This is a genomic window from Pseudarthrobacter sp. AB1 (genome assembly GCF_014926485.1).
Lineage (GTDB): Bacteria > Actinomycetota > Actinomycetes > Actinomycetales > Micrococcaceae > Arthrobacter.
Map to the genome: position 1 here is coordinate 70,530 of NZ_PZKO01000055.1, position 21,945 is coordinate 92,474.

Annotated in this window: 18 protein-coding genes; 12 read left to right on the plus strand and 6 right to left on the minus strand. The window is 65.1% G+C overall.

Annotated elements, in window-relative coordinates; all coding sequences use genetic code 11:
* Positions 1–127: 127 nt before the first annotated feature.
* On the minus strand, positions 128–793 hold the full coding sequence (locus tag DAD99_RS14125) for a prepilin peptidase (RefSeq protein WP_309233275.1): 666 nt from the start codon (positions 791–793) through the stop codon (positions 128–130).
* A gap of 296 nt (positions 794–1,089) precedes the next feature.
* Between DAD99_RS14125 and rplM the strand changes: the two genes are divergently transcribed.
* The 3 genes from rplM to glmM all read left to right on the plus strand — a co-directional run bounded on the left by rplM (position 1,090) and on the right by glmM (position 3,580).
* A complete protein-coding gene (gene rplM, locus DAD99_RS14130; RefSeq protein ID WP_058931751.1) occupies positions 1,090–1,533 on the plus strand; it encodes a 50S ribosomal protein L13 in 444 nt (147 codons plus the stop codon).
* A gap of 38 nt (positions 1,534–1,571) precedes the next feature.
* A complete protein-coding gene (gene rpsI, locus DAD99_RS14135; protein WP_056344277.1) occupies positions 1,572–2,078 on the plus strand; it encodes a 30S ribosomal protein S9 in 507 nt (168 codons plus the stop codon).
* Between the two features lie 140 nt (positions 2,079–2,218).
* Complete coding sequence (glmM, locus tag DAD99_RS14140; RefSeq protein WP_193342037.1) at positions 2,219–3,580, plus strand: phosphoglucosamine mutase; 1,362 nt, start codon at positions 2,219–2,221, stop codon at positions 3,578–3,580.
* 78 nt (positions 3,581–3,658) lie between these two features.
* On the opposite strand, the gene mscL is transcribed toward glmM, so the two are convergent.
* The 3 genes from mscL to coaA all read right to left on the minus strand — a co-directional run bounded on the left by mscL (position 3,659) and on the right by coaA (position 5,954).
* Positions 3,659–4,048, minus strand: coding sequence for a large conductance mechanosensitive channel protein MscL (mscL, locus tag DAD99_RS14145; protein WP_193342038.1), 390 nt, complete (start codon positions 4,046–4,048; stop codon positions 3,659–3,661).
* 65 nt (positions 4,049–4,113) lie between these two features.
* Positions 4,114–4,983, minus strand: coding sequence for a D-alanyl-D-alanine carboxypeptidase family protein (locus DAD99_RS14150; RefSeq protein ID WP_193342039.1), 870 nt, complete (start codon positions 4,981–4,983; stop codon positions 4,114–4,116).
* 5 nt (positions 4,984–4,988) lie between these two features.
* Positions 4,989–5,954, minus strand: coding sequence for a type I pantothenate kinase (gene coaA, locus DAD99_RS14155; protein WP_185261190.1), 966 nt, complete (start codon positions 5,952–5,954; stop codon positions 4,989–4,991).
* Positions 5,955–6,042: 88 nt separating this feature from the next.
* On the opposite strand from coaA, the gene glmS reads away from it, so the two are divergent.
* Together glmS and DAD99_RS14165 are read left to right on the plus strand one after the other, a co-directional pair.
* Positions 6,043–7,935: a glutamine--fructose-6-phosphate transaminase (isomerizing) gene (gene glmS / locus DAD99_RS14160; protein ID WP_193342040.1), complete on the plus strand. Its 1,893-nt coding sequence runs from the start codon at positions 6,043–6,045 to the stop codon at positions 7,933–7,935.
* Between the two features lie 10 nt (positions 7,936–7,945).
* Positions 7,946–9,100, plus strand: a complete 1,155-nt coding sequence (locus DAD99_RS14165; RefSeq protein WP_193342041.1) for a hypothetical protein — start codon at positions 7,946–7,948, stop codon at positions 9,098–9,100.
* On the opposite strand, the gene DAD99_RS14170 is transcribed toward DAD99_RS14165, so the two are convergent.
* Positions 9,093–10,388, minus strand: a complete 1,296-nt coding sequence (locus DAD99_RS14170; protein ID WP_193342042.1) for a HipA domain-containing protein — start codon at positions 10,386–10,388, stop codon at positions 9,093–9,095. The genes DAD99_RS14165 and DAD99_RS14170 overlap by 8 nt on opposite strands.
* Positions 10,381–10,608 carry a helix-turn-helix domain-containing protein gene (locus DAD99_RS14175; protein WP_193342043.1) on the minus strand — a complete coding sequence of 76 codons (228 nt, stop codon included), beginning with the start codon at positions 10,606–10,608 and terminating at the stop codon, positions 10,381–10,383. Before DAD99_RS14175 ends, DAD99_RS14170 begins: the two co-directional genes overlap by 8 nt.
* A gap of 132 nt (positions 10,609–10,740) precedes the next feature.
* On the opposite strand from DAD99_RS14175, the gene DAD99_RS14180 reads away from it, so the two are divergent.
* From DAD99_RS14180 to DAD99_RS14210, 7 genes are all read left to right on the plus strand, one after another.
* Positions 10,741–11,088 (plus strand): holo-ACP synthase, encoded by a 348-nt coding sequence (locus tag DAD99_RS14180; protein ID WP_056344245.1) that lies wholly within the window; start codon positions 10,741–10,743, stop codon positions 11,086–11,088.
* A gap of 37 nt (positions 11,089–11,125) precedes the next feature.
* On the plus strand, positions 11,126–12,721 hold the full coding sequence (locus DAD99_RS14185; protein ID WP_193342044.1) for an NAD(P)H-hydrate epimerase: 1,596 nt from the start codon (positions 11,126–11,128) through the stop codon (positions 12,719–12,721).
* A gap of 65 nt (positions 12,722–12,786) precedes the next feature.
* Entirely contained in the window at positions 12,787–15,042 is a 2,256-nt protein-coding gene (glgX, locus tag DAD99_RS14190) for a glycogen debranching protein GlgX (RefSeq protein ID WP_193342045.1), read from the plus strand.
* Positions 15,039–17,366, plus strand: a complete 2,328-nt coding sequence (gene treY, locus DAD99_RS14195) for a malto-oligosyltrehalose synthase (RefSeq protein ID WP_193342046.1) — start codon at positions 15,039–15,041, stop codon at positions 17,364–17,366. Before glgX ends, treY begins: the two co-directional genes overlap by 4 nt.
* Complete coding sequence (gene treZ, locus DAD99_RS14200; RefSeq protein ID WP_193342047.1) at positions 17,363–19,153, plus strand: malto-oligosyltrehalose trehalohydrolase; 1,791 nt, start codon at positions 17,363–17,365, stop codon at positions 19,151–19,153. Before treY ends, treZ begins: the two co-directional genes overlap by 4 nt.
* A 390-nt stretch (positions 19,154–19,543) precedes the next feature.
* Complete coding sequence (gene mgrA, locus DAD99_RS14205) at positions 19,544–20,581, plus strand: L-glyceraldehyde 3-phosphate reductase (protein ID WP_193342048.1); 1,038 nt, start codon at positions 19,544–19,546, stop codon at positions 20,579–20,581.
* Positions 20,582–20,739: 158 nt separating this feature from the next.
* Positions 20,740–21,825, plus strand: coding sequence for an inositol-3-phosphate synthase (locus DAD99_RS14210; RefSeq protein WP_185261182.1), 1,086 nt, complete (start codon positions 20,740–20,742; stop codon positions 21,823–21,825).
* The last annotated feature ends 120 nt before the right edge of the window (positions 21,826–21,945 follow it).

Here is a 21,945-nt window from a genome sequence, read left to right on the forward strand (position 1 = left end):
CGACTTTTTTCCTGGTATTTTCAGCGCGTACTCGGAACCGTACGCGACTACTCAGACGGTTGGAGGCGCTGCTACTTGGATTGCTGCTCTGGGCAGCCTGGCCTTGGGGTCGTGTCCGATTCCAGGACTAGGAAAACAAAAGCCCGATACCCACGGCGGCGCCGATCATTGACGGCCCATGAGCCACCTCTGCTGTACGTTCTTTGCGCTTTCGCGCTACCACTACAACAGTGACAACGCCATTGAGAACGAACCCCAGCAGTCCGCCATAAAGGAGTTGGCTCCAGCCTAGGTACCCCAAGTAGAGGCCTACGGGTGCGGCGAGCTTAACGTCGCCCATTCCCAGGCCTGCTGGCGAAATTAACGCCAGAGCCAGGTAAATGACGAAAAGAATTGCGGTCCCGGCCAGTGCGCGAGCGAGGCTGGACCAGGGTCCCCCGCTCAAGGCGGCCCCTAGAAGTAAGAAAAGGCATCCTGTTAGCAGCAAAAGAACCAGCGGATCCGGCAGCAAATGCAGCGAGATGTCAATTCGAGCCAGTTGCACACCCAAAATGACGAAAAGTACAAAGGCCGGCAGTGCGGGGTCGGCGCCCACACGGAGTGCGAAGGCTCCGCTGAGGGCTCCGGTGATCGCCGCCGTCGTGATCCTTGCTCCCCAACCGGGCATCGGGCCGACACGGGGGAGCATCTTTGCGATAAGCAGCTCAGCCAACGGTGAGGCGATGAGTCCTATCAGGCCGATGACGGCCACAAAAAGTGGTTCTGCTAAGCCAGCGTCGCCCCAAGTAGTCACTGCATCCCCTGTTATGTCGGGCCGGCGGAATTACTCATGGGTGTCCGGCTACCCCATTTTGACCCTGAGGCCAGGTTCAAGCTAACATTGGTAGTCGTTGTGCGTGTCCTTTCTCGATGATGCGTGCCCGCTTGAGAATCCGGTTGCAGGATGACTACTCAACGAGCACATTCGGGACCTCAGGATTACTGGTTACATAGAGCCCTCACCTCTGTTCCGGTAGCGCATAGATAGTAGGTGCACACGCTTGAGTGACACCTAAACAAGAACGCCAGAACAAGAACGAGGCAAAAACCGTGCGTACGTACACCCCGAAGCCCGGCGATATCAACCGCCAGTGGCACGTCATTGACGCCACAGACGTTGTCCTTGGTCGTCTTGCGAGCCAGACCGCAATCCTGCTGCGCGGCAAGCACAAGGCCACCTTTGCGTCCCATATGGACATGGGCGACTTCGTCATCATCATCAACGCTGAGAAGGTTGCCCTGACCGGCGCCAAGCTGGAGCAGAAGCGCGCATACCGCCACTCCGGCTACCCGGGCGGCCTGACCTCCGTCAACTACGCGGAACTCCTGGAATCCAACCCGGTCCGCGCCGTTGAGAAGGCCATCAAGGGCATGCTCCCTAAGAACTCCCTCGCTGCACAGCAGCTGGGCAAACTGAAGGTGTACCGCGGTGCAGAGCACCCGCACGCCGCCCAGCAGCCCAAGACGTTCGAAATTTCCCAGGTCGCCCAGTAGTCCTGGCCACCAAACAACTTATCTATACAAGGAGAATCGTGGCTCAGAACGAAGAGACCACCGAGGCCGTTGTGGCTGAGGAAAACCCGACCAGCTACACCTCGGAGAGCGGTCCTGCAGAAGCAGAAGCGCCCAAGAAGGAGCGCCCGGCACTGACCGTCGCCGGCGCCGCAGTTGGCCGCCGCAAGGAAGCTGTTGCCCGCGTGCGCATCGTCCCCGGCACCGGCAAGTGGACCATCAACGGCCGCGCGCTGGATAACTACTTCCCGAACAAGCTGCACCAGCAGGACGTCAACGAGCCCTTCAAGATCCTCGATCTTGATGGCGCGTACGACGTCATTGCCCGCATCCACGGTGGTGGCATCTCCGGCCAGGCCGGCGCCCTGCGCCTCGGCATCGCCCGTTCATTGAACGAGATCGACACCGAGAACAACCGCGCCACCCTGAAGAAGGCCGGTTACCTGCGCCGCGACGCCCGCGTCATCGAGCGTAAGAAGGCCGGTCTCAAGAAGGCCCGTAAGGCTCAGCAGTACTCCAAGCGCTAAACCCGCTTACGCAGAAGCCCGTCCCACTGTTGGTGGGGCGGGCTTCTGCCTTTAATGCTGTGCTCCCGCCAAGCAAAGACGGCGTCACGCTGACCAGTCGGTTCAAGCCCGCGCGTGTCCATCCTCTAGACTTGTCCACGATGTCTAGATTATTTGGAACAGATGGTGTCCGGGGCCTGGCTAACGGCCTGTTGACTGCCGAGCTGGCGATGAACCTGGCCCAGGCGGCCGCCGTCGTGCTTGGTCATGACCGCAATACCAACGGCGCCCGGCCCCGCGCCGTGGTGGCGCGCGACCCCCGCGCCAGCGGGGAATTCATCGCCGCCGCAGTCGAGGCAGGGCTGTCCAGTTCCGGTATTGATGTCTACGACGCCGGTGTTCTCCCGACGCCCGCCGCGGCCTACCTCGTGGCAGACCTTGACGCCGATTTCGGCGTCATGATCTCGGCCTCGCATAATCCTGCCCCGGATAACGGCATCAAGTTCTTCGCCCGCGGTGGCCAGAAACTCCCTGATGACGTGGAGAACGCCATCGAGGAGCAGATGGGCAAAGAGCCGGAGCGTCCCGTCGGCAGTGATGTCGGCAGGATCCAGCGCTTCTCCGACGCCGAGGACCGCTACATCGTGCACCTCCTGGGCACCCTCCCGCACCGCCTGGACGGGCTGAAGGTAGTGCTGGACTGCGCCCACGGCGCCGCCAGCGGCTGCTCACCCCAGGTCTTCAAGGACGCCGGCGCCGACGTCATCGTGATCGGCGCCGAGCCGGACGGCCACAACATCAACGACGGCGTGGGCTCCACCCATCTCGGTCCGCTCAAAGCCGCCGTGCTGAAGCACGGAGCCGACCTCGGCATCGCCCACGACGGCGACGCCGACCGCTGCCTCGCCGTCGACCACGAAGGCACCGAAGTGGACGGTGACCAGATCATGGCGATCCTGGCCGTCGCCCTCAAAGCCTCGGGCAAGCTCACCGACGACGTCCTGGTGGCTACCGTCATGAGCAACCTCGGCCTCAAGATTGCCCTCCGCGAGGCAGGCATCAGCATCCGCGAAACGGCAGTGGGGGACCGCTACGTTCTGGAGGGCATGCGCGACGGCGGCTTCAACCTCGGCGGGGAGCAGTCCGGCCACGTGATCTTCGCTGACTACGCCACCACAGGCGACGGCGTCCTCACCGGGCTTCAGATTGCCGCGCAGATCGCCCTGACGGGCAAGCCGCTCAAGGAGTTGGCCACCGTGATGACCAAGCTCCCGCAGGTACTTATCAACGTCAAGGGCGTAGACCGCAGCCGCGTGCACAGCTCCGAGGTGCTTGCAGCGGCCGTGGCCGAGGCCGAAGCTGAACTGGGCGACACCGGACGCGTCCTGCTCCGTCCGTCTGGAACTGAGCCTGTAGTGCGCGTCATGGTGGAAGCTGCCGATGAAGCGACGGCTGAGGCCATCGCCGAGCGTCTCGTCCACGTGGTCCGCACAGAACTCGCGCTCGAGCTGGTCACCGACTGACCGCTGAGCAACTGATCCAAGACAACAAAGTGTGGCCCGCCTCCTTCAGGAAGCGGGCCACAGATGGTTGCCGTGAAGTTACTGGGTTCGGCTTTGCAGCGAGTCCCGGATTTCGGTCAGAAGCGCGATCTGCGGATCTTCCGCAGCCTCTTCCTTCACATCGGGGCTGATGCCGAGGCGGCGGTTACGGAGCTCGATCATGTGGTTCATGGGAAGTACCACCACGAAGTAGATGGAGGCGGCCACCAGTACGAAAGAAATGATGGAGGAGATGACGGACCCATACATGAATCCCTCCCACTGCATCTCTTCAACGCCCTTGGCACTGAACAGACGTCCGATCAGGGGCGTCAGCAGGCCCTGGACGATAGAGGTCACGACGGAGCTGAATGCGGCACCCATCACAACTGCTACGGCAAGGTCAACGACATTGCCCTTCATAATGAAATTCTTGAATCCTGTCAGCATGAGTACCAAGCTAGCGCATCGCCGTTAACAGGGGATGACGCGCCTGCAACACACCACCACGGTGGTCAGGGGTACCCCGGCGCCGCATCCACCCCGAAGTACTCCTCCACGGTGCTGATGCCCCGGGCCGCCATGTCGGTGGCAGCGTCCACTCCGATATACCGTAGGTGCCACGGCTCGTAGTAGTAGCCGGTGACCGGGTGGAACATCCACGGGTACCGCACCACAAATCCGAAGCGGTGGCCGTTCGCCTTCGCCCACACCGCCGCGGGCTGGTCCGCGAAGCATGGCTGGAAGCCGCATGCCCCGCCGCCGTCGCCGATGTCAAAGGACCAGCCGCTCTGGTGTTCGGAGTAGCCGGGCCTTGCGCTGGCGGTGTCGGCATCGGCCTGGCCTCGGGTGGCCACATAGCCGTTGTACGTGGCCACCTGGGTGCCATACGAGCGGTAGCCGCTCGCCAGCGTTATGCTCACGCCGTCCTGCGCGGCGGCGGCGAACATCGCTTCCGCGGCAGCAGCCGTCGTGCTGTTCAACAGGGCCGCCTCGCCCGAAACAGCCAGCCGGACGTTGGGCTGGACCAGATCCGCCGGAACGTAGTCCGCCGGCGACAGCGGACGGTGCTTGTTGACCACCAGCCACGGACTGGCCGGATCCGTCAGCGAGAACTGACCGGGGAGAGTTGCCGACGGCGGCACGGGAGCCTGCGGCGGCGGCTTAACTGCCGCCGTCGTGCTTTCCACCGAGGGGGCCGCGACCGGGGATGGGACCTGGGAGGTCACCGCCGGGGCAGCGGAGGACGACGACGGCGGCACCCCGGCCGACGCCTCCGGCGTGCAGGCTGCCAGGACGGTCAGCCCCGCTCCGGCGGCGAGGAAGCGGGCAAAGGAGCGGCGGCTGGCCCCCGAAGGGCCTCCGGCCACGCAGTCGTGGCACATGTGGGTTAAACCTTCCGCAGAAGCATGCGGCGTATGGAATGGTCCGCGTCCTTGGTCAGAACCAGCTGGGCGCGGCCGCGCGTGGGCAGGACGTTTTCCTCCAGGTTAGGCTCGTTGATGCGCTTCCAGATGTCCCGGGCGGTGCGCTCGGCTTCCTCGTCGGACAGCGTGGCATACCTGTGGAAATAGGACTCCGGCTGCGCGAACGCGGTGCTCTGGAGTTTCCGGAACCGCTCCACGTACCACTCCTCGATGAAGGAGGTCTTGGCATCCACATAGATGGAGAAATCGAAGAAATCGCTCAGCGCCAGCCCCTGCTTGCCGTCGTGGCGCGGGCGGGCCGGGGCCAGCACGTTCAGGCCCTCCACAATCAGCACGTCCGGGCGGCGGACCACCACTTCCTTCTCCGGCACGATGTCGTAGGTAACGTGGGAGTACCAGGGTGCCCGGACCTCCTCCGCGCCGCCCTTGATCTCGCTCACAAAACGCAGCAGTGCGCGGCGGTCGTAAGACTCCGGGAAGCCCTTGCGTTCCAGCAGCTGGCGCCGTTTGAGCTCGGCCAGGGGATAAAGGAAACCATCCGTGGTGATCAGCTCGACGTTGGGAGTGCCGGGCCAGCGCCGCAGCATCTCCCGGAGCACGCGGGCGATGGTGGACTTGCCCACGGCCACCGAGCCGGCCACGCCGATGACAAAGGGAGTCCGCTGGGTCTGCTCACCCAGGAAGGTGGTGGTGGCCGAATGAAGCTGGCCCGCGGCCTCCACATACAGGTGCAGGAGCCGGGAAAGGGGCAGGTAGACCTCGCGGATCTCCTTCATGTCCAGGGGATCGCCGAGGCCACGCAGGCGGACAATGTCCTCTTCGTTAAGGGGCTGCTCCATCTGGGCGGCGAGCCGGGACCAGGTCTGACGGTCCAGCTCAACGAATGGGGAGGCACCCTCTCCATTCGCTTCGTTGCGTTGCAAAGTCACTATAGAGATTCTGCCCCGCGCGCGGCTCAGAGCGAAATGGAGGACCCTGAGTTTAGAACTCAACCCGGCTGCCGATAAGCTGGAGTCCATGTGTGGAATCGTTGGATATGTGGGCCATTCTGCTGGCCGTGGGATTGCCGGTCACAGTGCGTTGGATGTAGTCCTTGAGGGATTGCGCCGTCTCGAGTACCGGGGGTACGACTCCGCGGGGGTGGCAGTGGTCTCTGCGGGGTCTATTCAGTCCCGGAAGAAGTCCGGCAAGCTGAGCAACCTTCTTGCTGAGCTGGAGGAGCGTCCGTTGCCGGAGACCTTCACCGGTATCGGCCACACGCGCTGGGCCACGCACGGCGGTCCCACGGATCAGAACGCGCACCCGCACCTGGCCGACGGCGGCAAGCTGGCCTTGATCCACAACGGCATCATCGAAAACTTCGCCGAGCTGAAGCTCGAGCTCGTGGGCAAGGGCTATGTTTTCGAGTCCGAGACGGACACTGAAGTCGCTGCCGTGCTGCTGGGCGATATCTTCCGCACCAAACTTAACGGCGACGTTTCCGACGGCGGCCTGACCACTGCGATGCAGCTCGCCTGCCAGCGCCTTGAGGGTGCGTTCACCCTCCTGGCCGTGCATGCTGACCAGCCGGACGTTGTGGTCGCTGCCCGCCGTAACTCACCTTTGGTGGTTGGCCTGGGCGAGGGCGAGAACTTCCTGGGTTCGGATGTTTCCGGGTTCATTGACTACACCCGCCGTGCGGTGGAGCTGGGCCAGGACCAGATTGTCACCATCACCGCCGACACGGTGGAGATCACGGACTTCTTCGGTGCCCCGGCCGAAGGCAAGGAATACCACGTTGACTGGGACCCCGAATCCGCGGAAAAGGGCGGGTTTCCGTCCTTCATGGAGAAGGAAATCCATGACCAGCCCAACGCCGTCCTGCAGACGCTGCTGGGCCGCTCGGACCTTAACGGCAGACTGACCCTGGATGAGCTCCGCATTGACCCGCAGCTGCTGAAGAACGTCGACAAGATCATTGTGCTGGCCTGCGGTACGTCCGCGTACGCCGGGCAGGTGGCCAAGTACGCCATTGAGCGCTGGTGCCGGATCGCTACCGAGGTGGAGCTCTCCCACGAGTTCCGGTACCGCGACCCGATCGTGGACGCGAACACCCTGATCGTCTCGATCTCCCAGTCCGGGGAGACCATGGATACCCTGATGGCCGTCCGGTACGCCAAGGAACAGGGCGCCAAGACGGTTTCGATCTGCAACACCAACGGTTCCACCATCCCGCGGGAATCCGACGCCGTGCTCTACACGCACGCCGGCCCGGAAATCGCCGTTGCCTCCACCAAGGCGTTCCTGGCGCAGATCACGGCCGCGTACCTGCTGGGCCTGTACCTGGCGCAGCTGCGCGGGAACAAGTTCCAGGGCGAGATCAAGGACATCCTGGCGGACCTGAACAAGATCCCCGCGAAGATCCAGAGGATCCTGGACAACGAGGCGCAGATCAAGGAACTCGGCGTGTCCATGAAGGATGCGAAGTCGGTGCTGTTCCTGGGCCGCCACGTTGGCTTCCCGGTGGCCATGGAAGGTGCACTCAAGCTCAAGGAGCTCGCCTACATCCACGCCGAAGGGTTCGCCGCCGGTGAGCTCAAGCACGGCCCGATCGCGCTGATCGAAGAAGGCCAGCCCGTGTTTGTGGTGGTCCCGTCCCCGCGCGGCCGCGACTCGCTGCACGCCAAGGTCGTCTCGAACATCCAGGAAGTCCGGGCCCGCGGCGCCAAGACCATCGTGATCGCCGAAGAGGGCGACGAGGCCGTGAAGGCCTACGCCGAACACGTCTTCTACATCCCGGAGACCGACACCCTGCTGGCCCCGCTGCTCAGCACGGTCCCGCTGCAGATCTTCGCCCTGGCCCTCGCCTCGGCCAAGGGCTACGACGTGGACCAGCCCCGCAACCTCGCCAAGAGCGTCACCGTAGAGTAACCGCAGGCTGATGAACACCGACGAACTGTTGGACCGGGCGGGGAACCTCAAGGAAGCCCTGGTCGCCTACGCATCCTCCCCGGGGTTCGCCCGGCGTCTTTCGCAGGCCATGTCAGACTTCTCCGGGCTTGGGGGTGGGGAACGGAATCAATGGGCGGAGGCCATCGAGTCGCTGCTCTATGACCCGGACCAGGGCGGACGCGAGCCGCTGCTTGACCGCTATCTGCGCACCAACAAGAATATTGGGCCTGACGAGCGACTCGTCTACGAGGGTTGGCGGGAGCGTAATGTTATCGGCGTCTTCCGCGTCGATGCCCGCAAAGGTGCCAAGCTTAGCCTGCATAACCTCATCGATCAGATGGATTACGATTCCTACGCCACCGCCGGGGCGGAGGCAATCAGCTTCGTCCAGCGAGGCGGCTACGTCATGACGCGACTGGTGCCCATCGGGGATCTCTGGACGATCAGCGGGACCATGCGCCTGTTCGGCCCGCGGGACCTCCCCGGCGTCCGGACCCTGGCGGCGTCGCTGCTCAAACGCTTTCCCACCTTGGTATTCAATAATCCGGCGAACGTCGAGCAGGGACGCAGGATCGTCGGAGAGCACCACACCACGTTCCTGGACCTCTTTGGCGCGCATATCGTGAGCGGTACCGGGGGTGACATCATCGCGGCGTACCGCAGTTTTCTGAATGCCTGCAGCGAGGCGTCCGTCGCTGCAAATCCCAAGGCTTCCGCGCTGGTGACCGCCGCCGAACAGATCGCGCCGGATGATTCCTTCCCGCCGGAGCTGGCAGAGTCCGGCGACGTAGCGCTCTACCATCATCCGCTGATGGGTGTGTCCTTCCTGGTCTGCTACGGGCAGGTCGAGGCCGCGTACCGTACGCCGCCAGCCAATGCGGAGGACCCCGCTGCGGAAGTCCTGCGTGGCTATGTGGAGGACAAGACGGTTCCCGGTTACGTCCTTGAGGACCTCGCGGCGAAATACCCGGACACGGTCGACGCAGCCTACCGGGCTGCCTTGTCCAGCCCCGGATTCCGCTGGGAACTTGATGGCGCGGCCCTGCTCCGCCGGCACAAGCCGGATTTCGGCGGGGGCAAGGAACTTCCTGGCGTCTCGCCGGTGCCTTCATCGCTGATCGATGAATACCGCCGGCTCAGCTAGAGCCCGGAACTGGACCCAGTGCGGCAAGGGACGGGTGCGCGCCACCGATCCCGGCGGCCTTGCCGTCCAGAAGATTCCTCGTCCCGTGGCCGATGTAGCGTGCCACTTTCTCCCCGACGGCGGATGCGTCCGCTTGTTCGAGGGCGTGGGCCAATTCCTCGAGTGTGCCGGTGACCGAGTGCCGTGCATGCCGTTCGTCGAGTCCCCAGGAGAGGCCCTCGGCGACAAGGTCATCTACGGTCACTGACGGCTGATAGGCGCGTGAATTAATCCGGAGGGACATATTCAGCTGGCCGTTCGGGGCAAGGGCGTGTGTTGACACGTCGTAGAGCGGCGCCAGAGTGACGGTTCCGTTCGGACTCCGGAGGGTGGAGAAGTTCTTGGCGTGGGCGTCGGTGTTGCCGACGGCGGTGTTGAAGGCCGTGTGCGCGAGTAGTGTCTCGCGGTCGTCGGGCCCGGCTCCGAGGATGTCCCGGCGTCGTCGCAGCAGCCCAGCGAGGGTCTTCAGGTTTGCGGTGGGATTGACGCCTTCGAATTTGCTGTCCGTGTCCCAAGGCAGTCCGAGGGCCTGGGCGCCATCCTCTTGGTGGATACGCTCCACGCTCCGACCGGCCACGCGGCGGTCGTAGCGTTCCAGCACGAGGACGGTCCGGCCGGCGAAGGAGCGCACGTCGCTGGCGAACGTGGTCAGACCGATCCGCCGCGAAAGCTCTAGACAGAACGCCTCGGCGTGCAGGGCATGCTCGTTCCCGGCGGCCACCGGCTTGATGATGTGGGTGGAGGCGGCACCGTCGATGCCGGCATGCCAGACCCCGTCCAACAGGGCAAGGGTGGTCTTGGGCTGGTAGCCCGCCAAGGAGCCGCCGCCGCCGATAGCGCCCAACGCGTAGTCGTTGATGAGGGTCAACCGCTCCGCGATCTGTTCATCCGTCAGCGACTCATAGGATTCCGTCGGTTCCCCAGGGTCCCCGCCGACGCGGATGGCGCCGGCGACGTCACGGCCGGCGTAGGATACCAACGCGAAGACATCATCGCGGCCGGCCTGCGCCTGTTTCGCTAGGTTGGATCTGCCAGATCCTTCCGGCAGCAGTCCACCAAAGAACGCGGTGGCCGCCTCCGGGGTCGAGGGGCGGGGTCCGAGGGGCAGATTGGCGGACAGGATCCGCGAGCCGATCCCGAAGCGGGCCATCCCGGCGTCGGAAGATTCAAACGTCACGGTGGACGCGCTGTTGCGGACCATGCGGCCGATGACGGTGCCGTAGAGGTGGACTTCCTGCGCTTCAGCCACGGTCGGCGCCTTCCCGGAACGTCAGTTCAATGCCCATTTTTTCCATGACGGCGAAGAACTGGTCGTTGAGCACCTTGGGCTTGCCCGTCTCCAGTTCGGAGAGGTACCGCTGGCTGACGCCGAGCCGGCCGGCAAGCTCGCGCTGGGAGAGCCCGTTGCGCTGGCGGACGCCGTAGACCAACAGGCCAAGGTCCGCTACTGACTTCATGACGCCGTGCACGCAGCCTCCTTAATGAGTTATTCGTAATAGCCGAGAAATGATTACGTTTTCGTAATCATACCAGCGTGATTACGAAAACGTAATGGCGGCCCTGTGCACTGCAAGCGCGGAGCGTCCCCGTAGAATAGCGCCATGATTGTTGGCATTGGCGTAGACGTTGTAGACATAGAGCGGTTCGGCCGCCAGCTTGAGCGCACCCCCGGGCTCCGGGACCGGCTGTTCGTGCCCGCTGAACGTGAGCTGAACACCCGCTCGCTGGCCGCGCGGTTCGCCGCCAAGGAAGCCGTGGCCAAGGTGCTCGGCGCGCCTGCAGGCATGAACTGGCAGGACTGCTGGATCGGGCTGGACCAGCATGGACCCACCATCCAGGTTAAAGGCACCGTCCTGGCAGTGGCCGAGTCCAAGGGCGTCAAGCGGTGGCACGTCTCCATGAGCCACGACGGCGGTATCGCCACCGCCACGGTACTGGCCGAAGGCTGAGCCACCTCCTGCTCAACCCGCCAACGGACCTGATGCCATGATCAGCGCTTATACCGGAACCCAAATCAGGGCCGCCGAACAGCCGTTCCTGTCTGCAGGGATGGGTGCTGTTCTGATGCAACGGGCCTCCTACGGGCTCGCCAACGCGGCGGTCCACGAGCTGAAGTCACGCGGGCGGCGCATCTACGGCGCCAGCGTGGCCGTCCTGGCGGGCAAAGGCAACAACGGGGGAGACGGCCTCTTCGCCGCCTCGTTCCTGGCGGCCAGGGGAATGCGTACGACGGCGGTGCTCGCCGCCGGAACCGCCCACCCCGAGGCGCTGGCTGCTTTCGAGCGCGCCGGCGGCCGGGTGTACCTCCTTACCGAACTCAACGCCGGCGAGCTTGCGGCACACGTGGCGAGTGCCGACGTGGTGATTGACGCAATTCTGGGAACGGGCGCCAACGGGGGTCTACGCGGGGCGGCCGCTGACCTGGTCAGGGGTCTTTCGGAACTGCGGCTCTCGTCCGGGGAGCCGGGGATCGTGGTGGCGTGCGATGTCCCCAGCGGCGTGGATGCCGATACCGGGGAAGCCCATGCGCCGGTGCTGTCCGCGGAGGTGACCGTAACATTCGGCGCAGCCAAGGTGGGGCTGCTGGCCGACCCGGGCGCCGATCACGCCGGCCGCGTCCAGGTGGTGCCCATCGGAATCGAAGAAGACCTGCCATGGCCGGCACTGCGCAGGTTTGAGCTGGCGGACCTGGCCCGGCTCCTGCCGCAGCCCGGGAGGCGCTCGCACAAGTATTCCCGCGGCGTCCTGGGCGTCGTGGCCGGATCCGCCGATTATCCGGGCGCCGCCGTGCTGGCCTGCCGCGGTGCGCTGGCTGCCGGCGCGGGCATGGTCCGCTACCTGGGCCCGCCCGAGGTAGCCAACCTGGTGCGTCAGTCCTGCCCGGAAGGGGTGTGCAGTACGGGCTCCGTGGCGGACACCCACGTCCAGGCGTGGCTCGTGGGTTCGGGCATGGGGCCCGGCGACACCGAACAGCTCCAGCGCGCCCGCGACGCCGTGGAATCCGGCTTGCCCGTCATCGCCGACGCCGGGGCGCTGCCTGCCCTGCCCGCGGTCCTGGGGCCGCAGGTGCTGCTCACGCCGCACGCCGGCGAGCTTGCCGCCTTGCTGGCGCGGCTGGGCGAACCCGCCGACCGCCCGGAGGTGGAGGCAGGAACGCTGGCGGCCGCGCGCAAAGCCGCCGGGCTGACGGGCGCCACGGTCCTCCTGAAAGGCGCCACCACGCTGGTGGCGGCCCCAGACGGAGCCGTGTTCAGCCAGGCCGACGGCGTCCCGTGGCTGGCCACGGGCGGCAGCGGCGACGTCCTGGCCGGCATCATTGGTGCGCTGCTGGCGCAGTCAGGGACCGACGTCGGGCGGTTCCAAACACTGGACATTCCAGGCCCGGCGCGTTGGGCTGCGCTGGCCGCACTGGGCGCCGCAATGCACGGCAAGGCCGGCAGGTCGGCGTCGGACGCCTGCGAGGGCGGGCCCATCACCGCCGGCAGTGTCGCCGATGCCTTACCCTACACCTGGGGTAAAGTCAGCAGGCTTAGTAACTCTGGGCCCCATTCACGTAATAGTCACAGCCTGCCGCTACGGTAGGCATACGTTCGCACCTGCAGTGGGGCGTTCCGTTTCCCCTGCTGCAGCAACCAAAGAGGAGCATCATGGAAGTCTGGCCTGGAACCGCTTACCCCCTCGGAGCTACCTTCGACGGTACCGGCACCAACTTTGCCCTGTTCAGCGAACAGGCGGAGCGGGTGGAACTCTGCCTCTTGGCCGATGACCTCACCGAGACCCGGATCGAGCTCACTGAAGTGGACGCCTACGTATGGCACTGCTACCTGCCCCACATCCAGCCCGGCCAGAAGTACGGCTACCGGGTCCACGGACCTTACGATCCTGCAGGCGGCAGCCGGTTCAACGCCAACAAGCTGCTGATGGACCCCTACGCCAAGGCCGTTGAGGGCCAGATCGACTGGGACCCTGCGCTCTTCTCCTATGAATTCGGCGACCCCGATTCCCGCAACGACGCCGACTCGGCGCCGCACACCATGCACGGCGTGGTCATCAACCCGTTCTTCGAGTGGGATGGCGACCGCCAGCTCCGTATTCCCTACCACCAGTCGGTCATTTACGAAGCACACGTCAAGGGCCTCACCCAGCTGCACCCCGAAATTCCCGAGGAGCAGCGCGGCACCTACGCCGGCGTTGCCCACCCCGCGGTCATCGAGCACCTCAAAAAGCTCGGCGCCACAGCGATCGAACTGATGCCGGTCCACCAGTTCGTCAATGACGGCACCCTGGTGGAGAAGGGCCTGAACAACTACTGGGGCTACAACACCATCGGCTTCTTCGCCCCGCAAAATACCTACAGCTCCGCCGGGGACGTGGGAAACCAGGTCCAGGAATTCAAGGCCATGGTCCGCGACCTGCACCGTGCCGGCATCGAAGTCATCCTGGACGTGGTCTACAATCACACCGCCGAGGGCAACCACCTGGGCCCAACCCTGTCCTTCAAGGGCATCGACAACCAGGCCTACTACCGCCTTGTCGACGGCGACAATAAGCACTACATGGATTACACCGGCACCGGCAACTCCCTGAACGTCCGGCACCCCCACTCCCTGCAGTTGCTGATGGACTCCCTGCGGTACTGGGTCACGGAAATGCACGTTGACGGCTTCCGGTTCGACCTCGCCTCCACGCTGGCCCGCGAATTCTACGACGTGGACAAGCTGTCCACCTTCTTCGAACTGATCCAGCAGGACCCGATTGTCTCCCAGGTCAAGCTGATCGCTGAGCCCTGGGATATCGGTCCGGGCGGCTACCAGGTGGGTAACTTCCCGCCCCAGTGGACCGAATGGAACGGCAAGTACCGCGACACAGTCCGTGATTTCTGGCGTGGCGAGCACGCCACACTGGGGGAATTCGCTTCCCGGCTGACCGGCTCCGCGGATCTCTACGAAAGCTCCGCCCGCCGGCCGGTGGCCTCCATCAACTTTGTCACCGCCCACGACGGCTTCACCATGCGCGACCTCGTGTCCTACAACGAGAAGCACAACGACGCCAATGGTGAAGGCAATAACGACGGGGAGTCGCACAACCGGTCCTGGAACTGCGGCGAAGAGGGCGACACGGACGACGAGAAAGTCCTGACGCTCCGCGCCCGCCAGCAGCGGAACTTCCTCGCCACCCTCCTGCTCTCCCAGGGCGTGCCCATGGTGCTCCACGGCGACGAGCTGGGCCGCACGCAGCAGGGAAACAACAACACCTACTGCCAGGATTCGGAACTGAGCTGGATCCATTGGGATGCCATGGACCAGCCCCTGGTCGAGTTCACAGCCTTTGTGAACAAGATCCGGCGCGACCACCCCACGTTCCGCCGCAGCCGCTTCTTTGACGGACGTCCTGTCCGCCGCGGCGAAGGTGAGAAGCTGCCGGACATCGTCTGGCTGCGGACCGACGGCACCGAGATGCTGCCCGAGGACTGGGGGAACGGCTTCGGCCGGACCATCGGTGTCTTCTACAACGGCGACGGTATCCAGGAGAAGGATTTCCGCGGCCGCCGGATCACCGACGACAGCTTCCTGATGGCGTTCAACGCCCATGACGACAGTGTGGACTTCCTCCTTCCGTCGGAGGAGTACGCCCAGTCCTGGGAGGTCATGATCGACACCGCCACCCAGGCAGACGCTTACGAACCGCTCAAGGCCGGCGCCACGCTGACCCTGCATGCCAAATCCATGGTGGTCCTGCGGGCCTACTCCGGCCCCGAAGCTGACGTGGACCTGTCCGCCGCCGCGTCCCTGGCTTCCATGGCCGATCATGAAGAAGCGCAGGAAGAAATGGTGGAGGCGCAGACCCAGGCAGCCAAAGCCAGCGAAGCGAGGGCAAGTGAAGCGAAGGCGGACGAAAAGTGAAGGTCCCTGCCTCCACCTACCGGCTGCAGATCCGGCGCAGCTTCACGCTCTTCGACGCTGCAGCCACCGTCCCTTACCTGAAAGACCTGGGTGCTGACTGGGTCTACCTGTCACCCATCCTGACGGCAGAGGAGGGATCGGACCACGGCTACGACGTCACCGACCCTTCCGCTGTGGACCCCGAACGCGGCGGCCCCGAAGGTCTTCTGGCGTTGTCCCAGGCCGCCCGTGCCCACGGCATGGGTGTCCTGGTGGACATCGTGCCGAACCATGTGGGTGTTGCCACTCCTGTGCAGAACCCGTGGTGGTGGTCCCTGCTGAAGGAAGGCAAGGACTCTCCATACGCGGACGCGTTCGACGTTGAATGGGACCTCGCCGGGGGCAAGGTGCGCCTGCCCATGCTGGGCTCGGACGATGACCTGGCCCAGCTGGAAATTGTGGACGGCGAGCTGCGGTACTACGACCACCGGTTCCCGCTGGCCATCGGAACGTACTCGGCCGGGGACTCCGCGCAGGACGTCCACAACCGCCAGCACTACCAGCTGGTGGGCTGGCGGCGGGCCGACGCCGACCTGAACTACCGGCGCTTCTTCGCCGTCACCACCCTGGCGGGCATCCGCGTGGAAACCCCGAGCGTCTTTGAGGAAGCCCATGCTGAAGTGGGCCGCTGGTTCACCGAGGACCTGGTGGACGGGCTCCGCGTGGACCACCCGGACGGCCTGGCCGATCCCGGGGGATACCTGCGCTGGCTCAAGGATCTCAGCGGCGGTGCGTACATCCTGGTGGAGAAAATCCTCGAACCCGGGGAAGTCCTGCCCGGCGAATTCGCCTGCGAAGGGACCACCGGCTACGACGCCCTGGCGGACGTGGACCGGCTCTTTGTGGACCCGGCCGGCCAGCCGGGTCTTGATGATCTGGACGCATCCTTGCGCGGCGGTAGCCCCGCCGACTACGCCGGGATGATCCTCGGCACCAAGCGCATGATCGCGGACGGCATCCTGCGCTCCGAGGTGCTGCGGCTGGCCCGGCTCGTGCCGGAGGCCGCCGGGTTGTCCGTAACCGAGGCTGCGGACGCCCTCGCCGAAATCATCGCCGCCTTCCCGGTCTACCGGACCTACCTGCCCACAGGCGCCGAAGTGCTGAACGAAGCAGCCGGCGCCGCAGCAGGCCACCGCCCCGAGCTGGCAGGCGCCGTGGACACGCTCCTGCCCTTGCTGCTGGATCCGGACAATGCCATCGCCGTCCGGTTCCAGCAGACCTCCGGCATGGTCATGGCCAAGGGTGTGGAGGACACCGCCTTCTACCGGTACACCCGGCTGGGCACGCTCACGGAAGTGGGCGCCGAACCCACCGAGTTCGCCCTGGAGCCGGCGGAATTCCACCGGCGGATGGAGCGGCGCCAACGCGACATGCCGCTGTCCATGACCACGCTGTCCACCCATGACACCAAACGCAGCGAGGACGCGCGGGCCCGGATTTCTGTGATCGCCGAACTCCCCGCTGAATGGGCCGACACCCTTGGTACCCTCCGCCGGCTGGCCCCCATTCCGGACGGCCCGTTTGAAAACCTGCTGTGGCAGGCCATTGTGGGCGCGTGGCCGGCCAGCCTGGAGCGGCTGCAGGGCTACGCGGAGAAGGCGGCCCGCGAGGCCGGCAACTCCACCACCTGGACTGAACCCAACGAAGCCTTCGAGGCGGCCGTCACGGCAGCCGTGGATGCGGTCTTCGACAACACCAAGGTGGCGGCAGCCCTCACGTCGTTTGTGGACCGCATCGATGCCCATGCAGCGTCCAACTCCCTCTCGGCCAAGCTGGTCCAGCTGGCCATGCCGGGAGTCCCGGATGTCTATCAGGGCAGCGAGTTCTGGGAACGGTCCCTGACCGATCCGGACAACCGCCGCCCTGTGGACTTCGGGCAGCGCCGCGACGAACTGGCAACCATCGACGCCGGCACCCTGCCCGCCGCGGGCACGGAGGCCAGCAAGCTCCTGGTCACCTCGCGGGCACTGCGGCTGCGCCGGGACCAGCCGGAGCTTTTCGGCGGCTACAGCCCGGTGCAGGCAGCCGGCGCGGCGGCCGGCCACCTTGTGGCCTTCTCCCGCGGCGCGGCGGCGGACGCCCCCGGCGTGCTCGCCCTGGCCACCAGGCTCCCTGCGGGACTGGCGGCCGGCGGCGGATGGCGCGATACCGCCGTCGAGCTTTCCGTTCCGATGCGTGATGAACTCACCGGTGTCGGGTACCGGCCCGGCAGCGTTCCGGTGGCCGAACTGCTGGGCACCTATCCGGTGGCCCTGCTGGTACCAGCGAATGGAGAAACACGATGACCCTGGCCAACGTGGGAACCGGCCGTTTTGATGTCTGGGCGCCGGACGCCGCCGCCGTGGTGCTCGTGGCTGACGGCCGGGAGTACCCCATGGAGAAGGTCCGTTCCGCTCCCGGCTCTGAAGGCTGGTGGTCCGCGCCGGACGCGCCGGCCGGCGGCGAAGTGGATTATGGTTACCTGCTCGACGGCGACACCACCCCCGTGCCGGATCCCCGGTCCCGGCGGGTTCCGGACGGCGTCCACGGTCTCTCGCGAACCTTCGATCCCGCCGCGCACCGGTGGCAGGACGCCGGCTGGCAGGGCAAGGAACTGCGCGGTTCGGTCATCTACGAACTTCACGTGGGAACCTTCACCCCCGAAGGAACGTTGGACGCCGCCGCGGATAAGCTCGGTTACCTCGCGGACCTCGGCATCGACTTTGTGGAGCTGCTGCCGGTCAACGGATTCAACGGCACCCACAACTGGGGTTACGACGGTGTCCAGTGGTTCGCGGTCCACGAAGGCTACGGCGGGCCTGCGGCCTACCAGCGCTTTGTGGACGCCGCCCACGCCGCCGGACTGGGCGTCATCCAGGACGTGGTCTACAACCACCTGGGACCCAGCGGCAACTACCTGCCCAAATTCGGCCCCTACCTCAAGCAGGGGGACGCCAACACGTGGGGCGATTCGGTCAACCTCGACGGCCCGGGCTCCGACGTCGTCCGTGAATACATCCTGGACAACGCGGCCCTGTGGCTGCGCGACTATCACGTGGACGGGCTGCGACTGGATGCCGTCCACGCACTCCGCGATGAGCGGGCCGTGCACCTCCTGGAGGAGTTCGGCGCGCTGGGCGATGCCATCTCCACGGAGACAGGGCTTCCCAAGACCCTCATCGCCGAATCGGACCTGAACAATCCGCGGCTGGTCTATCCCCGCGATTCCAACGGCTTCGGTCTTGCCGGGCAGTGGAGCGACGACTTCCACCATGCGGTGCACGTCAATGTCAGCGGCGAGACTGCTGGGTATTACGGCGATTTCGCGTCCCTCGGCGTGCTGGCCAAGGTCCTCAAGGATGGCTTCCTGCACGATGGCAGCTACTCCAGCTTCCGCGGACGCCACCACGGCCGGCCCATCGACACCTCGCTGGTCCACCCCGCGGCCCTGGTGGTCTGCAGCCAGAACCACGACCAGATCGGCAACCGTGCCATCGGCGACAGGCTGTCCCAGTCCCTCCCGTACGGCCCGCTGGCCGTGGCCGCAGTGCTGACCCTGACCGCGGCGTTTACGCCCATGCTGTTTATGGGCGAGGAATTCGGGGCCTCCACCCCATGGCAGTTCTTCACCTCGCACCCCGAACCGGAGCTGGGCAAGGCGACGGCGGAGGGCAGAATCCGAGAGTTCGAACGCATGGGGTGGGATCCCGCCGTCGTCCCCGATCCACAGGATCCCGAAACGTTCCTGCGCTCCAAACTCGACTGGGCGGAGGCCGCTGAGGGTGACCACGCGCGCCTCCTGTCGCTCTACCGCTCGCTGACGGCGCTGCGGCGGGCTTACCCGGAACTGGCCGGGCTGGGGTTCGAGGAAACGGACGTGACGTTCGACGACGACGCCGGCTGGTTGCGCTTCCGGCGCGGGTCGATGGAGGTGCTGCTGAATTTCTCGGCATCGCCGGTGCGGCTGGACGGTTTGGGCGGCTCGGTGCTGCTGTCGACGGACGAGGCCACCCTGCTCCACGGCGATTCGTTCGTGCTGGCGGCGCACAGTGGGGCGGTTCTTACTACAGGGGCAGAAGTAACCTCGAGTTAACGTAGACACTGGAGTGACACGGGCGTACTATTCGCGTACTGACCAGCCGTGATGGGCGGCTCGGGCCGGCCGTACTCGCCACGGCACCGGTGGGCCGGACAAAACTCACCGCGGCCGTAATCCCGGACGATGAGCGCATCATCACGGGCGAACCGACGGTTCAGTTCGATGTGAATCTCAGCCACGTCCTCGGCGCCGGCCCGAATCGATGGGTGAATCTCTACCGCAAGACCGATTACCTCGGTATCCCGGTTCTTACCTCCAGACGCCTCAGTACCAAGAGGCGATTGACGACGTCGTGAGTGGATTGCCTCAGGCCGGACCTCAGCCCCGGGCTTAATAGTTCGCTTTTGTGCTGTTATGTGAGACGGGGCTGGCAGGATAGTCAACATGACTTACATCGCTGCGGAGAACCGCTACGACACCATGCCCTACCGCCGCGTCGGACGCAGCGGACTGAAGCTGCCAGCCATTTCCCTGGGCCTCTGGCACAACTTCGGCGACGACAAGCCCTTCGAAGTGCAGCGCGCCATCCTGCGCCGCGCCTTCGATCTGGGCGTCACCCACTTCGACCTCGCGAACAACTACGGTCCGCCCTACGGCGCCGCCGAGACCAACTTCGGCCGGCACTTCAAGGACGACTTCAAGCCGTACCGCGACGAACTGATCATCTCCAGCAAGGCCGGCTACGACATGTGGCCTGGCCCGTACGGCAACTTTGGCTCGCGCAAGTACCTGCTGGCCAGCCTGGACCAGTCCCTGGAACGAATGGGCCTGGACTACGTGGATATCTTCTACAGCCACCGGCCGGACCCGGAAACGCCCATGGAAGAGACCATGGGCGCGCTGGACCACGCAGTCCGCTCGGGCAAAGCCCTTTACGCCGGCATCTCGTCCTACACCCCGCAGCAGACCCTCGAAGCGGCCCGGATCCTGAAGGAACTGGGCACGCCGCTGCTGATCCACCAGCCCAGCTACTCCATGCTGAACCGCTGGACCGAGAACGGCAGCCCCAACCTCTACGAGGCGCTGGAGCAGGTGGGCGCCGGCTGCATCGCCTTCTCTCCGCTGGCCCAGGGGATGCTCACAGGCCGCTACCTCAACGGCGTGCCCGCAGATTCCCGGGCAGCGCAGCACAAGTCCCTGGACCAAGCCATGATCAGTCCAGAAAACCTGGACCGCGTGCGCGGGCTCCACCGCATCGCCGAGGGCCGGGGCCAAACCCTGGCCCAGATGGCGATCGGCTGGATCCTGCGTGAGCAGGGTAAGGGCTCCTCCGTGACCTCGGCGCTCGTCGGCGCATCCAGCGTCCGGCAGTTGGAAGACACCCTGTCCGCCATCAACAACCTGGACTTCACCGCCGACGAGGTTGATGCCATCGACGAGTTCGCCGTCGAGTCGGACATCAACCTGTGGAAGCAAAAGTAACCACGTAACGCTTCGACAGAGGGGGCCGGGAACAATCCCGGCCCCCTCTTGGTTGGGTAAGATGAAATGGCGCCGAATGGCGCACTGCCAGCGTGCCGCCGTCGTACCTTTCCGGTACTGACCGTCCTGGCGGCTGAAGTTTTCTTCAAAGGAGTTCCGTGTCTGCAAATCCGATTCGTGTTGCCATCGTTGGTGTAGGTAACTGCGCCGCCTCGCTCGTCCAGGGCGTGCAGTATTACCGTGACGCCGATCCCCAGGCCACGATCCCGGGTCTGATGCACGTAGAGTTCGGCAAGTACCACGTCAACGATGTCCAGTTTGTTGCCGCTTTTGATGTTGACGGCAAGAAAGTGGGCGTGGACCTCGCCGACGCCATCCTGGCCAGCGAGAACAACACCATCAAAATCGCCGACGTGCCCCCCACAGGTGTGATCGTCCAGCGCGGCCACACCCTCGACGGCCTCGGCAAGTATTACCTCGAGACCATCGAACAGTCCGCCGAAGAGCCCGTTGACATCGTCGCAGCCCTCCGCGAATCCAAGGCAGACGTTATGGTCTGCTACCTCCCGGTTGGTTCCGAGGACGCTGCACACTTCTACGCGCAGGCTGCCATCGACGCCGGCGTGGCGTTCGTCAACGCCCTTCCCGTGTTCATCGCCGGTACCAAGGAATGGGCCGACAAGTTCACCGCCGCCGGCGTCCCGATCGTGGGCGATGACATCAAGAGCCAGATCGGTGCAACCATCACTCACCGCGTGATGGCCAAGCTCTTCGAAGACCGCGGCGTCACGCTGGACCGCACGTACCAGCTGAACGTCGGCGGCAACATGGACTTCAAGAACATGCTGGAGCGGGACCGCCTCGAGTCCAAGAAGATCTCCAAGACCCAGGCGGTGACGTCCAACGTTGAAGCTGACATTGCACCGCGCAACGTCCACATCGGTCCGTCCGACTACGTCCAGTGGCTCGATGACCGCAAGTGGGCCTTCGTCCGCCTCGAAGGCCGCAACTTCGGTGACGCCCCCGTGTCGCTGGAATACAAGCTGGAAGTCTGGGACTCACCCAACTCCGCCGGCGTGATCATCGATGCCATCCGCGCCGCCAAGATCGGCCTGGACCGCGGCATCGGCGGCCCCTTGCTCTCCGCCTCGAGCTACTTCATGAAGTCCCCGCCCGAGCAGTTCAACGACGACCTCGCCCGGGAAAAGGTCGAGGCCTTCATCCGCGGCGACCTGGAGCGCTGACCCGCTCTACCCTGCATGGCGGACGCTCCCTCACCTGCTTGGTGGGGGAGCGTTTGCGTTCATGCTCCGGAGTGACACGTGCTCACCTGGCAGCGGAACCAGACATGACCTTCCGGATCT

What these genes read in the sequence shown, in the direction of transcription:
- glmM (WP_193342037.1), top strand. Translation starts at nt 2,219, where the DNA reads ATGTCTAGATTATTTGGAACAGATGGTGTCCGGGGCCTGGCTAACGGC.
- mscL (WP_193342038.1), bottom strand. Translation starts at nt 4,048, where the DNA reads ATGCTGACAGGATTCAAGAATTTCATTATGAAGGGCAATGTCGTTGAC.
- DAD99_RS14150 (WP_193342039.1), bottom strand. Translation starts at nt 4,983, where the DNA reads ATGTGCCACGACTGCGTGGCCGGAGGCCCTTCGGGGGCCAGCCGCCGC.
- glmS (WP_193342040.1), top strand. Translation starts at nt 6,043, where the DNA reads ATGTGTGGAATCGTTGGATATGTGGGCCATTCTGCTGGCCGTGGGATT.
- DAD99_RS14165 (WP_193342041.1), top strand. Translation starts at nt 7,946, where the DNA reads ATGAACACCGACGAACTGTTGGACCGGGCGGGGAACCTCAAGGAAGCC.
- DAD99_RS14180 (WP_056344245.1), top strand. Translation starts at nt 10,741, where the DNA reads ATGATTGTTGGCATTGGCGTAGACGTTGTAGACATAGAGCGGTTCGGC.
- DAD99_RS14185 (WP_193342044.1), top strand. Translation starts at nt 11,126, where the DNA reads ATGATCAGCGCTTATACCGGAACCCAAATCAGGGCCGCCGAACAGCCG.
- glgX (WP_193342045.1), top strand. Translation starts at nt 12,787, where the DNA reads ATGGAAGTCTGGCCTGGAACCGCTTACCCCCTCGGAGCTACCTTCGAC.
- treZ (WP_193342047.1), top strand. Translation starts at nt 17,363, where the DNA reads ATGACCCTGGCCAACGTGGGAACCGGCCGTTTTGATGTCTGGGCGCCG.
- mgrA (WP_193342048.1), top strand. Translation starts at nt 19,544, where the DNA reads ATGACTTACATCGCTGCGGAGAACCGCTACGACACCATGCCCTACCGC.